This window comes from Ruegeria sp. CDSA079 (assembly GCF_059612245.1).
On the sequence record NZ_JBXWQF010000020.1, the window covers coordinates 48,284 to 63,531 of the forward strand.

General features: G+C 57.3%; 20 protein-coding genes. 12 read left to right on the forward strand and 8 right to left on the reverse strand.

Annotated features, from left to right (window positions below; all coding sequences use genetic code 11):
- The 8 genes from AC2FJZ_RS17935 (at position 1) to AC2FJZ_RS17970 (ending at position 5,124) form a co-directional block, all read left to right on the forward strand.
- Complete coding sequence (locus AC2FJZ_RS17935; protein ID WP_496671078.1) at positions 1-693, forward strand: DUF2062 domain-containing protein; 693 nt, start codon at positions 1-3, stop codon at positions 691-693.
- A complete protein-coding gene (locus AC2FJZ_RS17940) occupies positions 693-1,439 on the forward strand; it encodes a pyridoxine 5'-phosphate synthase (RefSeq protein WP_496779350.1) in 747 nt (248 codons plus the stop codon). Before AC2FJZ_RS17935 ends, AC2FJZ_RS17940 begins: the two co-directional genes overlap by 1 nt.
- Positions 1,436-2,059 carry a LysE family translocator gene (locus tag AC2FJZ_RS17945; protein ID WP_496779352.1) on the forward strand — a complete coding sequence of 208 codons (624 nt, stop codon included), beginning with the start codon at positions 1,436-1,438 and terminating at the stop codon, positions 2,057-2,059. The genes AC2FJZ_RS17940 and AC2FJZ_RS17945 overlap by 4 nt, the downstream gene beginning before the upstream one ends.
- Positions 2,060-2,123: 64 nt before the next feature.
- Positions 2,124-2,591 carry an ABZJ_00895 family protein gene (locus AC2FJZ_RS17950; protein ID WP_496779353.1) on the forward strand — a complete coding sequence of 156 codons (468 nt, stop codon included), beginning with the start codon at positions 2,124-2,126 and terminating at the stop codon, positions 2,589-2,591.
- Position 2,592: 1 nt separating this feature from the next.
- Entirely contained in the window at positions 2,593-3,012 is a 420-nt protein-coding gene (gene acpS, locus AC2FJZ_RS17955; protein ID WP_050605221.1) for a holo-ACP synthase, read from the forward strand.
- Positions 3,013-3,072: 60 nt separating this feature from the next.
- A complete protein-coding gene (gene lepB, locus AC2FJZ_RS17960) occupies positions 3,073-3,912 on the forward strand; it encodes a signal peptidase I (RefSeq protein WP_496779355.1) in 840 nt (279 codons plus the stop codon).
- Positions 3,909-4,601, forward strand: coding sequence for a ribonuclease III (gene rnc, locus AC2FJZ_RS17965; protein WP_496779357.1), 693 nt, complete (start codon positions 3,909-3,911; stop codon positions 4,599-4,601). The genes lepB and rnc overlap by 4 nt, the downstream gene beginning before the upstream one ends.
- Positions 4,602-4,605: 4 nt before the next feature.
- Complete coding sequence (locus AC2FJZ_RS17970; RefSeq protein ID WP_496779359.1) at positions 4,606-5,124, forward strand: GNAT family N-acetyltransferase; 519 nt, start codon at positions 4,606-4,608, stop codon at positions 5,122-5,124.
- 2 nt (positions 5,125-5,126) lie between these two features.
- Here the strand turns inward: AC2FJZ_RS17970 and AC2FJZ_RS17975 are convergent, their stop codons facing one another.
- The gene (locus AC2FJZ_RS17975; protein ID WP_496779361.1) at positions 5,127-6,509 is read right to left on the reverse strand and encodes a multicopper oxidase family protein; all 1,383 of its coding nucleotides are present in this window, start codon (positions 6,507-6,509) and stop codon (positions 5,127-5,129) included.
- A gap of 160 nt (positions 6,510-6,669) precedes the next feature.
- Here AC2FJZ_RS17975 and era point away from each other — a divergent pair, with 160 nt between their 5' ends.
- Both era and AC2FJZ_RS17985 read left to right on the forward strand, forming a co-directional pair.
- The gene (gene era, locus AC2FJZ_RS17980) at positions 6,670-7,578 is read left to right on the forward strand and encodes a GTPase Era (RefSeq protein ID WP_496779363.1); all 909 of its coding nucleotides are present in this window, start codon (positions 6,670-6,672) and stop codon (positions 7,576-7,578) included.
- Complete coding sequence (locus tag AC2FJZ_RS17985; RefSeq protein WP_496779365.1) at positions 7,575-7,904, forward strand: DUF1491 family protein; 330 nt, start codon at positions 7,575-7,577, stop codon at positions 7,902-7,904. Before era ends, AC2FJZ_RS17985 begins: the two co-directional genes overlap by 4 nt.
- Positions 7,905-8,345: 441 nt before the next feature.
- Here AC2FJZ_RS17985 and AC2FJZ_RS17990 read toward each other — a convergent pair whose 3' ends face one another.
- Entirely contained in the window at positions 8,346-8,882 is a 537-nt protein-coding gene (locus AC2FJZ_RS17990) for a VOC family protein (RefSeq protein ID WP_496779367.1), read from the reverse strand.
- Positions 8,883-9,047: 165 nt separating this feature from the next.
- The gene (locus tag AC2FJZ_RS17995; RefSeq protein ID WP_050605213.1) at positions 9,048-9,299 is read right to left on the reverse strand and encodes a hypothetical protein; all 252 of its coding nucleotides are present in this window, start codon (positions 9,297-9,299) and stop codon (positions 9,048-9,050) included.
- Between the two features lie 194 nt (positions 9,300-9,493).
- On the opposite strand from AC2FJZ_RS17995, the gene recO reads away from it, so the two are divergent.
- Positions 9,494-10,219 (forward strand): DNA repair protein RecO, encoded by a 726-nt coding sequence (recO, locus tag AC2FJZ_RS18000; protein WP_496671106.1) that lies wholly within the window; start codon positions 9,494-9,496, stop codon positions 10,217-10,219.
- On the opposite strand, the gene AC2FJZ_RS18005 is transcribed toward recO, so the two are convergent.
- From AC2FJZ_RS18005 to AC2FJZ_RS18015, 3 genes are all read right to left on the reverse strand, one after another.
- Positions 10,203-10,595, reverse strand: a complete 393-nt coding sequence (locus AC2FJZ_RS18005) for an META domain-containing protein (RefSeq protein ID WP_496671109.1) — start codon at positions 10,593-10,595, stop codon at positions 10,203-10,205. The genes recO and AC2FJZ_RS18005 overlap by 17 nt on opposite strands.
- 37 nt (positions 10,596-10,632) lie before the next feature.
- Complete coding sequence (locus AC2FJZ_RS18010; protein ID WP_496671112.1) at positions 10,633-11,187, reverse strand: hypothetical protein; 555 nt, start codon at positions 11,185-11,187, stop codon at positions 10,633-10,635.
- Between the two features lie 237 nt (positions 11,188-11,424).
- Positions 11,425-13,116 carry an acyl-CoA dehydrogenase family protein gene (locus AC2FJZ_RS18015; protein WP_496779369.1) on the reverse strand — a complete coding sequence of 564 codons (1,692 nt, stop codon included), beginning with the start codon at positions 13,114-13,116 and terminating at the stop codon, positions 11,425-11,427.
- Positions 13,117-13,260: 144 nt separating this feature from the next.
- Between AC2FJZ_RS18015 and AC2FJZ_RS18020 the strand changes: the two genes are divergently transcribed.
- Positions 13,261-14,025: a sulfite exporter TauE/SafE family protein gene (locus tag AC2FJZ_RS18020; RefSeq protein ID WP_496671118.1), complete on the forward strand. Its 765-nt coding sequence runs from the start codon at positions 13,261-13,263 to the stop codon at positions 14,023-14,025.
- Between the two features lie 4 nt (positions 14,026-14,029).
- Here AC2FJZ_RS18020 and AC2FJZ_RS18025 read toward each other — a convergent pair whose 3' ends face one another.
- A complete protein-coding gene (locus AC2FJZ_RS18025) occupies positions 14,030-14,584 on the reverse strand; it encodes a hypothetical protein (protein WP_496671121.1) in 555 nt (184 codons plus the stop codon).
- Between the two features lie 24 nt (positions 14,585-14,608).
- The gene (locus tag AC2FJZ_RS18030) at positions 14,609-14,995 is read right to left on the reverse strand and encodes a hypothetical protein (RefSeq protein WP_253276899.1); all 387 of its coding nucleotides are present in this window, start codon (positions 14,993-14,995) and stop codon (positions 14,609-14,611) included.
- Between the last annotated feature and the right edge of the window lie 253 nt (positions 14,996-15,248).

Consider the following 15,248-nt stretch of genomic DNA (forward strand, 5'->3'; position numbering starts at 1 on the left):
GTGGTATTCAAGCGCCGAGACCGACGCTCTCCTGTTCAGGTCGCATCGGATTTCGTCTATCCGCGTGGCGGGTGGACCCGCGCCTTTCATTACGTGAAACACCGGGTCCGGCGGCTGCCTGACACTCCAGACAGGATCGCGCGCGGCATCGGGGCAGGCGTTTTTGCCGCGTTCACACCGTTTTACGGGCTGCATTTTCTGGTCGCTGCAATCGGCGCCAGGCTGTTCAAGGGCAATCTTCTGGCCGCACTTAGCGGCACGTTTTTCGGCAACCCTTTGACTTATGTGCCGATTGGGGTGATCTGTCTTCAGACCGGGCATTTCCTGTTGGGCACTGAATACGAAGAAGGTGACACGCAGGGCCTGATGGGCAAATTTGCTAACGCTATCGGTGACCTCAAGAACAATTTTCTGGCGTTGTTTACGGATCGCGTGGCCGACTGGCACGGGTTAGCACAGTTCTACGATGACGTCTTCTACCCCTATATGATCGGCGGTATCATTCCCGGCATCGTGGCAGGTGTGCTCTGCTATTATCTCAGCCTGCCGCTGATCCGCACCTACCAACAGCGCCGTCGCGCCAGGATCAAGGCGAAGTTTGATCAAATCAAACGTTTGGCCGAAGAAACGGCTGCCGTTCCCCCGTCAAAGCCACTAGGCTCGGCCGAAAAGTCTACAAAAGGAATCGAGTGATGTCTGAGAACCACTTGCGTCTGGGTGTGAACATCGATCACGTCGCCACCGTACGCAATGCGCGGGGTGGGACTTATCCCGATCCGCTTCGCGCCGCCAAACTGGCGGAAGAGGCAGGCGCCGACGGCATCACCGCCCACTTGCGCGAAGACCGCCGCCATATATCGGACACCGATATCGACGGGCTGATGGAGGTTCTGTCGGTGCCGCTGAACTTTGAGATGGCAGCTACGGACGAGATGCAGAAAATCGCCCTGCGCCATAAACCGCACGCTGTCTGTATTGTCCCCGAAAAGCGCGAGGAACGCACCACCGAAGGCGGACTTGAGGTCGCGCGTGAGGAAAACAAGCTGGCGCATTTCATCGCGCCACTTCGGGATGTCGGCTGCCGTGTATCGATCTTCATCGCCGCTGATCAGCGTCAGATCGAGGCGGCGCATCGCATTGGTGCCGAAGTGATCGAATTGCACACCGGTGCCTATTGCGACGCCCACGCAGAGGGGCGCATGGACGATGCCGCGCAAGAGCTTGAATCGCTGCGTCAGATGTCTGCGTTTGCCCATTCGCTGGGGCTTGAGGTCCATGCAGGCCACGGCCTGACCTATGACACGGTTAAGCCGATTGCGGCTTTCCCTGAGGTGAAAGAACTGAATATCGGCCACTTCCTGATCGGTGAGTCAATCTTTCTGGGTCTCACCCCCGCCATTCAGGAAATGCGCCGCCTGATGGACGAGGCCCGCGCGTGATCACGCCCGGCTTTATCGCCATCTGGCTGGCCTGGCTGATGGCTGGCGGCTCTCCGGGGCCTGCCACGATGGGCATTGCCGGAACCGCCATGAACGAAGGCCGCCGCGCCGGTCTGGTCTTCGCGCTGGGCATCTGTGCCGGGTCCGCCGCTTGGGGCATTGCCGCAGCACTTGGCCTGTCGGCGATCATGCTGGCCAATGTCTGGGTGTTCGAAGTGATCCGCTATGTCGGTGTGGCCTATCTGGGCTGGCTGGCCCTCAAGGCTCTGCGCCGCGCGATGACCTCGGACGAGGTCGCATTGGGCAAACCGGTCACTGGTTCTCTGCCGACGATCTTCGCCAAAGGCGCGGCAATTCACCTGACCAACCCCAAAGCAATCCTCAGCTGGGGCTCGATCTATGCCATCGTCGCACCCAATGATGCCAGCCTGTCGATGCTGCTGGGCTATTTCGCCATGCTCTATGCGGGATCGCTACTGATCTTCATCGGTTACGCCTTCCTGTTTTCATCCGAGCGCATGGTCCGCACCTACCGCCGCGCCCGCCGCTGGTTCGATTTCGCCTTTGCGGGGTTCTTCGGTGTGGCGAGTTACAAGATATTGACGGTGCGGTTGTCGTGAAGGAACTGGCGGCTATGCAGCGTGGAGGTATAAAGCACCTCGATATTCGGGAAATGATTTACAAATGACAACGATCAGCCTTTCAAGGTACACGTTTTGGTTTTTTGTTTTCCGAATTCTGGTGCCAGTGATTGCAGTTTTGTTCCGCTTGCGTACGGGAATTGACATTACTTTTCACGGGTTTCTGGTCACGTTGCTGCCAGTGGTCTTGGCTGCCTTCATTGTTGGCCGCAGATTCAAACTCCAAAATCTAAGAGCGATCAACCGCAGCGAAGCGCGGCGCTTTGCATTTGCAGCAACGGCCAGAGTCTTCGTTGTTGATTTACTGGTAACTTTCGGTTTTCTGTTGTTACTTGGGAGGCCAGAAATGGTGGAAGCATACGTCTTCTTTTTCACCGGAGAATATGCTGTCTTTTTCATCAGCTTAGCAGTGATGGCACTTTCGGCCGTATTCATTCTCAACTGGTGGGTCGTCAGACTTGCGTCGCGTGTCTTTCGTGGAGCAAAGAACATTCAAGCTCAGGCTACCTGAAATGATCCTCGGCATCGGCACAGACCTCGCAAATATCGACCGCATTCAGGGCACCCTCGACCGTTTCGGCGACCGGTTCCGCAACCGTGTCTTCACCGAGACAGAGCAGCGCAAGGCAGACCGTCGTGCCGATACCGCGGGCACCTATGCCAAACGCTGGGCCGCGAAAGAGGCGTGTTCCAAGGCGCTGGGCACCGGTTTGCGCATGGGCATTTCGTGGAAGGACATGGCCGTCACCAATCTGCGCACCGGCCAACCTGTGATGCATGTCACCGGTTGGGCCGCCGAACGCCTGAAGGAAATGACCCCCGAAGGGCACGAGGCGATCATTCACGTCACCCTGACCGATGATCACCCCTGGGCGCAGGCCTTTGTAGTGATCGAGGCGCGTCCGCTTCAAGATCACGCCACGCAGCCTTGACTTGCCTCCATCCCCCCCGCATGTAGCAGCGAAGCCAAGCAAAGAACTGGAGAGAGCAGTATGGCCGAGGAAGCCAAGACCGGAAATCCCGTCTGGGAGACGATCAAAACCATCGTCTACGCCCTGTTGATTGCCGGCGTGTTCCGCACCCTCTTCTTTCAACCGTTCTGGATCCCCTCAGGCTCGATGAAGCAGACGCTGCTGATCGGTGATTTCCTCTTCGTCAACAAGATGGCTTATGGCTATTCCTACGCATCCTGTCCCAGCCTGATTATTCCCAGCGTTGGTCTGAATGTGGATGCCGAAGATATCTGTGGCTGGATGCAGGGCGAAGACAATACCCGTATCTGGGGCGGTGATCCCGAACGTGGCGATGTCATCGTCTTTCGCCATCCGGTCACCGGGCGCGACTATATCAAACGCCTGATCGGTCTGCCGGGCGATCGTATACAGGTTCGCGACGGTCAGATTATCCTCAACGGTACTCCGATTACCCAGCAGCCTGACGGTGTGTTCACAGAAATCGCCGAGCCGCAAGGGCCACAGCGCCTGCGCCCGCGCTGCGAAAACGGACCTGTCGGCATTGGCGGTACCTGCGAAAAGTCGCGCCTGATCGAAACCCTGCCCAACGGTGTCTCGTATGACGTGTTGAACATTGGCAATCAGAGATCGGACAATACAGGCATCTATACCGTGCCCGAAGGCCACTATTTCTTCATGGGTGACAACCGCGACAATTCCAGTGACAGCCGCCTGCCGCAATCCGCCGGTGGCGTGGGTTATGTGCCGTATGAAAACCTGATCGGTCGAGCCGACCGGATTATGTTCTCGTCCGCGGGCCGGTCGATGCTGTTCTTCTGGACCTGGCGCGGAGATCGGTTCTTCAAGGCGGTCAATTGAAGCTTTCGGCTGAAATAAAGGCGTTCCAGCAGCGTTTGGGGTATGAGTTCGCCAACCCCGAACTGCTGGTGCGCGCGCTGACCCATGGCTCGGTCTCGTCGACTACCCGACCCGACAATCAGCGGCTCGAATTTCTCGGCGACCGCGTACTGGGCCTTGTCATGGCCACCGCGCTGCTTGAGGCCGACAAAAAGGCATCCGAAGGCCAACTGGCCCCTCGGTTCAACGCGCTGGTCCGCAAAGAGGCCTGCGCTGACGTGGCCCGCCAGATCGATCTGGGCGCGGTATTGAAACTGGGTCGGTCCGAGATGCTGTCTGGCGGTCGCCGCAAACAGGCCCTGCTGGGCGACGCGATGGAGGCCGTGATCGCCGCCATTTACCGCGATGCCGGGTTCGAGGCCGCCCGCGATGTTATCCTCGCCCTTTGGGGGGACCGTGTCCACACGGTCGAGGCCGACGCACGCGACGCCAAAACCGCGCTGCAGGAATGGGCACAGGCCCGTGGACAAAAGCCGCCCTTTTATATTGAGGTCAAACGCAGTGGCCCCGACCACGCGCCGATCTTCACCATCGCTGCACGCCTTCAGGACGGCGCCGAGGCGCAGGCCACCGCCGGATCCAAACGTCAGGCCGAACAGGCAGCTGCAAAGGCGCTGCTAGAGCAGTTGAGCCCGGCCAGTTCATCCTAAGGACATGAAGCTCAGACCAGCCCAGAAGGCAGATGCCGCCAGTTTGGCCGCTTTATCCATCGAAGTCTGGATCGGTACCTATCTGCGGCATGGTGTGAGTTCGTTCTTCGCTGAATTTGCACTGAGCGAATTCACAACAGCACGGTTTGAAGCGCTTATCGACGACGAGGCGGACCTTTTGGTGGTCTCGGAAAACCGGGACGGTATTGATGGTTATATTCGGTTGTCAGAAGGTAGCATTGCACCCGTTGACGGACTGTCCGATCTTGAGATCGTGACGTTTTACGTTCAGCCGCGCCATCATGGAAAGGGCATCGGTTCCGCTCTGTTGGAAGTGGCGATTGACTATTGTCGGGATAAAGGCCGGACTGAGATTTGGCTGACGACCAATTCCGAGAACACTGCTGCCATCGATTTCTATCTGTCTAAGGGGTTAAGACAGGTCGGCGTCACGGATTTTCGGATCAGCGACCAAGCTTATCCGAACCACGTTCTGGCGTTGGACATGTCAGCGTTGGGCTAAGGTCAGACCACCCGGATGAACCCAGCCAGCCCGGTTTTCTGATGCTCGATCACATGGCAATGAAACGCCCAGTCGCCGGGATTGTCGGCAACCAGCGCGATATCAATGATCTCGTCTTTTAACAAAAGCACCGTATCGGACACCAACGGTGGCAGCTTGCGCAGGTTTGACTTTAGCGGGACAAAAGCAAGCCCGTGCAGGTGGATCGGGTGCAGATTCGGAGACTCATTACGCAGTCGCAGAACATAACTCTTACCCTGTTCCAGCACGGCCAGCGGTCCGGTTCCCTGTGCTGCATCCCCGGGCCACGGCGTGCGGTTAATGGACCAGAAACTGTAGCCCAGCGACCCGCAGAACCCGTCATTGGGCGCACCACCTTCGGGTGTCCAGCCGAACACGAATTCATGCATCTCGGCTTGGTCCAGATTAGGGCGCAGAACAGGGTTGGTACGCAAAGGGCGCAATTCCTTCAGATCGCGTGACGCGGATTGACCGGTCGCCCGCAAACGCGCCATTGCGCGATGCTTTTGTCCTGGGAATTTGGCCATCAACGCCGCCGATTGCCCTTCATCCTCTGGCATTCGCACAGCAAAATCCACCCGCTGACCTGGGCCAAGCAAAAGCGGTTCGTCGGCGGTGGGTAAGGCGAGATCAACCTCAACTGGATGCCCGTCCCACGCAATGATCCGGGCCACGGCTCCTTCAAGATGCAGCCTGTAGATGCGGGTTGTGTCCGTATTGACGACGCGCAATCGCACAAGGGTGCCTGCCGCGTGATCATATACCGCCTCTGTCCGCCAGTTCGCGGTTTGAACATTGCCAAATGTGCCCGCTCGCGCAGCTCTACGCGCGGTATATGCGGGTAGAAATGCGCCCTCCTCGTCCAGCCTGAAATCGCGCAGATTGATCACCTGCTCGCTGTCGAAACCGGGGTCTTCCGGCTCGGCAATCACCATCACACCGGTCAGCCCATGGGCCATCTGATCCATCGTCATACAATGGGGGTGATACCAGTGTGTCCCCGCATCCGGAGGTGTAAATTCATAGGCAAAGCTCTCACCCTCACCGATGGGCATCTGGGTCAGATAAGGCACCCCGTCCATCTTGTTGGCAATGCGCAGCCCATGCCAGTGCATTGCGGTGTAATCGGGCAGGGTATTGCGCACCGTCAGACGCATTGCCTCGGCTTGTCGCCCGTACAGAACCGGTGGCGGCGCATCAGGGGATAGGCTGACCATCCCCGTGGTCAGCTGATCGCGCAACCGATAGTTGGCGGATTGCAGCACCAGTTCCTGCGCATCGTTGCCTGCGGCCAGAGACAACCCTCCCAACCCTACGACGCCGGCGGCGGCACTGCTTCCAAGAAGAAACTCGCGACGTTTCATGAAAACCTCACTGAACGGATCTGATGCCGGGCTGGGAATGGCTGGGCGTCTGCGTCCGTCCTGCCACCCTGCGTGCATGGCTGCAATGCGACAAATCCCTCTGGCCCGCCGGACCTTTCTGTTATAGGGGTGCGCACTTGCAAACAGGATCGCAGGACACATGACCACACGCGCCGGATTTATCGCCCTGATCGGAGAGCCAAACGCAGGCAAATCCACCCTTGTGAACCGCATGGTCGGGGCCAAGGTCTCGATCGTGACGCATAAGGTGCAGACCACACGCACTCGCATCCGAGGTGTGGCGATGGAGGGCGACGCGCAGCTGGTGTTCGTGGACACGCCGGGCCTGTTCAAACCCCGCCGCCGTCTGGACCGCGCCATGGTCGCCGCCGCCTGGGGCGGGGCAGCAGATGCGGATGTTGTTGTGCTTATGGTCGAGGCGCATCGTGGCATCACTGAAGGGGTTGAACGCATCCTCGAAGGTCTGGAAGAGATCGGACAGGGCCGCACAATCGCTCTGGCGATTAACAAGATCGACAAGGTGCCGTCCGAAAAGCTGCTGGCGCTGACCAGCGAGTTGAACGCGCGCTATCCCTTTGCTGAAACCTTTATGATCTCGGCTGAGAAGGGTCATGGTGTTGATGATCTGCGCAAGTGGCTCGCCGCGGAATTGCCCGAAGGTCCGTGGCTGTATCCTGAAGATCAGATTGCTGACCTGCCTTTGCGCATGATCGCGGCTGAAATGACGCGCGAGAAACTGACACTGCGCCTGCATCAGGAATTACCGTATCAGCTGACCGTCGAGACTGAAAACTGGGAAGAGCGCAAAGATGGCTCTGCCAAAATCGATCAGGTCATCTATGTTATGCGCGACGGCCACAAAGGCATCGTACTGGGCAAAAAGGGTGAGACCATCAAGGCTGTCAGTCAGGCTGCGCGGGCCGAGTTGGAAGAGTTCCTGGACCGTAAGATCCACCTGTTCCTGCAAGTGAAAGTCCGGCCTAACTGGCTGGAAGAATCCGAGCGCTATTCGGAAATGGGTCTGGATTTCAAAGACGGCAACGCATGACGCGCCTGACGGCTGAATTCTGGGTTCACGCCTATCTGGCGCGGCTTCGGTTTCAGGAGATCCCGGCCTTTGTTGTGGCCCATGGTGACAACACTGCAGGGGCCGTTCTGGTCAAGCTCAATACGCTGGACGGGCAGGCCGTCGCTTTCCAACGCAGCTTTGACCTGATGAGCGGTGAACGCAAATGGATTGAACTTTCCAGCGGCCCCGAGGCAGATGTGGACACCGCGATCACCAAACAACGCAGCTTTGACCCTGATCTCTGGGTGCTTGAGGTTGAGGACCGGCAAGGACGGCATATGCTGGGTGAAGAGGGGTTGGAATGACCTTTGATGGGCCTTTGACACCGGCATCAAAGCGACTTTTTGGGATTTTGTTTTTGGCAAGTTGGGGCTGATCTGCCTTCGAGACCAAGTACGGTGATGGGGTGTTTTCGTGGCTGAAACACGTTCTGAGAAACTGGAAAAACCGCAACTCGGCCTCTCTGCCACGCTTTCGCAGCTGGTCACGCTCTAGTTTACCCATTTTGAACACGCCATAGGTCAATCGTTGCTGTCCCAGTCACTCTGTGCTGGGCTGCCCGTGCTATGGTTTGTCTACGAGCCGGTACTATACAAGTCGCAGATCTATTTGGGCAATGGCATCTCGATGGTGCTGAACCTGCTGATGGTCAGCGGTATTCTGATCCATGCCGGAGTGACGTTCCGAGGCCAGGGAGGCTCCAGATTCGTTCCCACCTCCAAGCCCGCAAATCATATACGACGCCATCAACCCGCGTCGCCAAAATAGACAAAGCTCATCTTGTTCCCATCTGGGTCGCGAGCATAGGCGCCAAAGAAGTTCGGACCATATTGGGGGCGATCATTCGGGTCGCCTTCGTTTGAGCCACCATTGGCCAGTGCGGTCGCGTGTGCATCTCGTACTTCATCTTCGCTTTGGCATAGCAGACCGACCATGTTGCCATTTCCGATCGTTGCAAGTTCTTTATCGAATGGAGTTGCGACCCACATGCATCCGCCACCACGCAGCTCATAGCATACCGCGTGCGGCATATACTCGGCGACGATTTTTCCACCTATTTTTGGCACCACCGCATCGTAATAAGTGCGGGCTTTGGCGACATCATTTGAACCAATCATCACGTAGTTAAGAGACATTTCAGGATTCTCCCTCAAAGAACATAAAGAGAACATTAGTGTCAAAACTGGAATCGAGCAATGCGTTTTTTTGAGTTTGCTGCGATGACGAAACTCGGCCCAGCCAAGCTCGGCAATTGGCGGGGTTTCGATAAGACCTTGGACCAACTGTCTTCCTGTTTCATAGTTAGTGCAGCGGCCTTAAGGCTTGTTAGGCAGTTCTCTGGAGACGTAATTGAACCAATTGTGGGGCGGTGAGAATGCGATATCCTGCAGGGCCTTAAAAACAAAAAGGCGATAAGTGCGATCCCGCACCAGTCTCACGGCCATGGGTCACGCGTTGTGCTCTCCGTTCCACCCGTCTTCGTACTCACCCAACACTCTGGAAATCTGAAGCAATGCTGAGAACAACCGAGCGTAAACATCCCTTGATAGCATAAGTTTATTGTCGTCCAGCACCTGCACCAGATCGACAACGGACGAGGCAAATGTCTCATAAACATGTATGTCAGCTTCCGTTGGATCATGAGTCCAGATGTTACGTTCTTCGTAATAAGCAACTGGTTGCGGTTCGTCATCGATCATAGAGCGGCCCCTTCGTTTGAAGCGCAGTTGGGGCGGCGCGCGCATGCGCACAAGGTGGCTGGCAGGAAGTCACAAAACTATGGCTGTTTCTGAAAAAAGCCCTGAGCGATAGGGGCAGTAAAGGTTCTACTCTTGCGCCCGAACACTGCATGGGATTTGCTGCGGTTCAACCCAAGCAGCAACAGGGCTGAGTTTTGGACTGGCGCGATCACGGCATACTCCTGACTTCTCGGCGCCATGGTGAAACGGCGGCGATAATCGAAGTCTTTACCGAGGTTCACGGACGTCACGCTGGAGTGGTGCGCGGCGGGACCAGCCGCAAGGTCGCGCCCATTCTACAACCTGGTGCGCAATTGGATGTGCTGTGGCGGGCGCGATTGGAAGAGCATCTCGGCACCTTTCAAGTCGAGCCCTTGCGGTCCCGCGCGGCGGCGGCATTTTCAGGGCGATTGGCCTTGTCCGGGCTCAATGCCGTTGTGGCGTTGTTGTCCTTTTGCCTGCCCGAACGCGAACCGCATCCGGCCCTTTACAAGAGAACCGAACAGTTGATGGACCTGCTGGGGCAGGATGAGATCTGGCCGCTGGCTTATCTGCGTTGGGAAATCGCGTTGCTGGATGAGCTGGGCTTTGGTCTTGACCTGACCGTTTGCGCCGTGACCGGTGTGACAGAAGGGTTGGTTTACGTTTCACCCAAAACGGGCCGCGCCGTCAGTACGAACGGGGCCGGCGAATGGGCGGACAAGCTGTTGCCTTTGCCGCCCTGCTTGCGCGGGGAAGGCACCGCGCCGGACACCGAGATCGCGGACGCCCTGCGCACGACCGGATATTTCCTTGAACACCGAGTCGCCCCGTCGCTGGGGCATAATCCGCTGCCCGAGGCGCGGGCGCGGTTCGTGGATCAGGTCACTCGGCGGCTGTGAACACCATCTCATTCCCGTTCTCATTGCGCAGGATCAGCACGTCGCCGGATACTTCGGACTGGGTCATGACCAAGAGGGCGGCGAAATAAAACCCTTCGGCCTCAAGCCCTGCACACGCAGCCCGCGTGGCGTTCAGGTCTTTTATCTCAAACCAGGGGTAGGGCGCGTTCAGAGTGCCGCCATAGCTGTTGCAGGGGGCATTGCCTGCAATCTTACCCTCTTCTGGAAAGCGCAACAGTGCGCTGGCCTCATAGGGCCGCCCATCAATTTCCTGCAACACCCAAGTCTGCCCAGCCGCGCCATAGGCGGAGACGGTTTCGTCCTGTTCACATTGCAACAGAGCCAGCAGGGGCAGGGTCAGGATCAGGCGGATCATTTCAGGGTCTTAATCCATTCGGGGTGTCGCGAAAACCTCAATAGGGGATCGCGCCGCTCAGCAATTCCTGCCGCACCTCAAGTCGTGGCCTCCAGTTGTATTTCGTATCCTCGCGCACGGGCGCCCAGTACAGCGCCCCACTGTTCCGCCACGGGTCCAGGATGATGCCGTCATACATCGAATCCCCCTTCGCGCTGATCAACGCTGAATGATGGATGATACGGAACTGCGTCGGCGGCGACGTGACCCAATGCAGATCGAGCGTACGGAAGTTTTCCTGCCGCAGACGCGCGGTCATGGCCTGCGCCCAATCATTGCACAGGCCAAACTCGCGAAAGCCGTTGGCGATCTTGGCGTTGTGAATGATGGCTGGATCAGTGATGTTCCATTCCTGCGCCAACTGTTGGGAATAGGTGTAGGAGATCGTGGCAGCCTGTTGCGCTTCGACGGGATCAACCTGGGGCCCGAGCGACTGGATGGCTTGTGCCAGCGCTTCGATATCGCTTTGGGTGGTGGTCGGCTGACTGACGGCGCAACCGCCAAGTACAAGTGCAGCAAGGGTCGCCCAAAGCGCAAAAATTTGTCGGGTCATTTTATGCTCACCATTCCTCGGCCGGGGCCTGTTTCGCTGGGTGCTCTACCGGGGTTCAAAACAGATGCAAAGGGGAAGTTTGCACAGCCGAGCGCCTTAAAGCGGACGAGCGCCGGATGTATCCCGTTTTCTACGCGCTGAAATTCTGGCGGCGGTTGTGTGTGCAAAGCCACCAAGCCAAGAAAAAGACCCGGCGCAATGGCCGGGCCAGTTGGGGAAACGGGGTGCTGACAAAAGTTACCCAAGCAGCCGGCGTGCGATGACCTGCGCCTGAATCTCAGCAGCCCCTTCGAAAATATTTAAGATGCGCGCGTCACACAGAACGCGGCTGATTTTGTATTCCAGCGCAAAACCGTTGCCGCCGTGAATCTGCAGCCCGTTATCGGCGGCGGCCCAGGCCACTCGGGCGCCCAGCAACTTGGCCATACCGGCTTCCAGGTCACAGCGCTGGCCGTGGTCTTTCTCCCACGCGCTGAAATAGGTCAGCTGACGTGCAATCATGATCTCAACCGCCATCATCGCCAGCTTACCCGAGACGCGCGGGAAGTTGATCAGCGATTTGCCGAACTGTTTGCGGTCGATCGCGTATTGCATGGCAATATCCAGCGCGCTTTGCGCCACGCCAATGGCGCGGGCGGCGGTCTGGATGCGGGCGGATTCAAAGGTTTCCATCAACTGCTTGAACCCCTTGCCTTCTTCACCACCCAGCAGGTTTTCACCTTTGACCTGGAAGCCATCAAAGCCCAGTTCGTATTCCTTCATGCCGCGATAGCCCAGAACTTCAATCTCACCGCCAGTCATGCCGGGGGTTGGGAAAGGGTTCTCGTCGGTGCCCGGGGTCTTTTCGGCCAGGAACATCGACAGGCCGCGGTGGTCGGTGCTGTCCGGGTTCGTCCGCGCCAGCAGGGTCATGACGTGGGTCCGCGCAGCGTGTGTGATCCATGTCTTGTTGCCGGTGATCTGATAATCGCCGTTTTCATCCTTCACAGCGCGCGTGCGCAGGCTGCCAAGGTCCGACCCGGTGTTGGGCTCGGTGAACACGGCAGTGGGCAGGATTTCGGCGCTGGCCAGTTTTGGCAGCCAATTGGCTTTCTGCTCGTCCGTGCCACCGGCAATGATCAACTCGGCCGCAATTTCGGACCGCGTACCCAGCGAGCCAACACCGATATAGCCGCGCGACAGCTCTTCTGACACCACGCACATCGAGGCTTTGGACAGGCCGAACCCGCCAAATTCTTCGGGGATGGTCAGGCCAAAAACGCCCATTTCGGCCAGTTCTTCGATGATCTCCAGTGGGATAAGTTCATCTTTCAGGTGCCATTCATGGGCGTATGGTTCGACCTTTTCCTGTGCATAGCGGCGGAATTGGTCGCGGATCATCTCAAGTTCTTCGTCCAACCCCGAGGTGCCGAACATGGTGGCGCCAGCCTGATCCTGCATCAATTCGACCAAACGGCTGCGCGCAGCCTGAGAGTTGGCCTGCGCCATCAAGGTCTGCACTTCAGTCGATTGAAAGCCCGACAGCGCGTCCCAGCCAAGGCCCATATCCTGAAGGCGTACAACTTCGCCCTGGTTCATCGGAATGCCGCCGGCGACCTGATGCAGATATTCGCCAAAAGCGATCTGGTGCAACAGCTGTTCGACCTCGCCGAACTTACCATCGGCATGCAGAGCTTCGGCCCAGCGTTGCATCTGTTGCAGTGACTGAGCGTAGGTGGCCAGCCAAGCCAGACCATGCGCGGCAGTCTGGTTCGCCTCGATCAATGCGCCGGAAACGCGGCCATCCGCAGTGACCATGCCACGCACCGACTTGCGGGCTTTTTCGAACACCGCGTCTACCGCTGGCACGGCGGTCCGGGTCAAATCCAGAAGATCGGGCAAAACTGCAGCAGTTGTCATCTCGGTCATATCCTGTCCGTCGTGGGCCATGAATCGCGTCCTTTCCTCGGTCGTCTGGTCATATCATGCTGCACGTGCAGCGCAACAAAAATACTTATTACGCAGCAGAAAAGTTCAAATATTACTCGATCATTTTTGCAATGCAGAAGAAATTCCAGATGGTATCTAGAGGGAATGACCTTGTTTTCCATTCTTTCTCCGCAAGACCTGATGTTTGCCATGGCCGTTGCGTTTGCCGCCGGATGGATCAAGGGCATCGTTGGTTTCGCCATGCCCATGGTTATGGTGTCAGGGCTGAATTCCTTTCTTACCCCGGAGCTGACCCTGGCGGGGCTTATTCTGCCAACACTTGTGACAAATGGACTTCAAGCCCTGCGCGGTGGCGCAGCGGCCGCCTATTCCTCGATCCTGAGCTTTCGGGTGTTCCTGATCGTCGGTGGCCTCATGTTGGTCCTGAGCGCGCAACTTGTCACAATGATGCCTGGTTCCGTCTCGCTGCTTCTGATCGGTGGCATGGTATCGGTATTCTGTTTGTTCCAGGTGCTGGGGGTCCGGCTTGTTCTGAACCAACCATCGGTCAGAATTGAGGCTGCTGTTGGGGGTGTGGCAGGTTTTGCTGGCGGTATGTCAGGTGTTTGGGGGCCGCCAACAGTTGCTTATCTGATGGCCTTGAACACGCCCAAAAAGGAACAGATCCGTATTCAAGGTGTTATTTATGGGCTTGGGGCGGTGCTGTTGCTTGCCGCTCATCTGGGGTCCGGCATCTTGCGGGCAGAAACACTACCGTTTTCCGCCATACTGATCCTTCCCGCTTTGGCGGGGATGTGGGTCGGTACCAAGCTGCAGGACCGAATCGATCAGGCCAGTTTTCGCAAGGCGACCCTGTTTGTGTTGTTGGTGGTTGGTTTGAACCTGCTGCGACGCGGGTTGATGGGCTGATGCCTTAACCCGGGCGCTTGTCGACAAAGCGGAACGCGAAATAAAGCCCCAGCATCAGAAAGAATAGGCCAGAGATATCTCCGATGAGAAAGGCAATGTATTCGACCGTTGCGCTGCCAAAGACCAAATTGGTCAGTGCCGAAACGAGAACGGATGTAATGACGCCCACACCCATGACGCAAATCCAGCAGGGTTTCCGATCAGGGCGCGGGAACAGGTCCCATCCCACAGCCTTGAACAAATAGAACACTGCCGGAACCGTGGTGACTGCAATGGCAATGGCCAGCAGACGGCTGGGCAGGAATACATCCGAGCCCCCCAGATAAGCGAAGACGATGAACACGCCTGGCAATAGGGCAAAGATTGCACGCCATCCTAAAAGCCATGCACAGAGAACCCGCACACCATGCGGAAGAAACAACAGGCTCGCCCGGCTTGGATATTCCGGAAAATACAAGTTCTGAAGAGGCATCAGAACGGTGAAAGTCAGGGCGGACGCCGCCACATAGGCCAACGAGGCCGCTGCCGTTTCAATCGCCCACGCACGCAGCGCGATCATCGCACCTCGCGTGTCTGACTGGCGTCATCTGGGTGCATGAACGATGTACCGTCCCCGGTTTGCGCTGCCGCTCTGCGAAAGATACCCTTTTTTCACCAGCGATTTCAGAGCGCGAAAAAAGGTCGGGCGTGACACGCTTTGGACCAGAGTATGCTCGATCAAACCAAACGTGCGCACTTCCTGGTCGGATTTGGAAAGCTCTTCGGCGGCGTAATAAATATCGCGCTCAACCGGAGATAGTTTTTCCAGACCCAGCGTCCTCTCCATGCTTTGCATCAGTTTGCGAAGTTCGGTGAGCTTCGAGATTTCCGTCATGTTCTTACCTACAATTTCCTGTGCCAATTGCCGCCCTTCTGCGACGATACGCGCCACGCTGACCATAATGCTGATCAGCAGGTCCCATGTTGACACTCATCCCCATTTACCTACACTAGGTACCTGATTAGGTTGCTCAATCCAGCGCTGTGAGTGTGCGCATATGAGCAGCCCCAAAGTTCTTTCAGTCAACGCCCGGCGCTGATGTGCCGGGCTTTTTCGTTTCTTCGATACGTACAGGTACCTTAGATCGCAATTTGACACAACGAACTTGTATGTGCTTTTCGTTACATACAACCACTAGTTGATAATACTAAATGTCGTCGGCATCGAAAAAGGGGCCCACAGG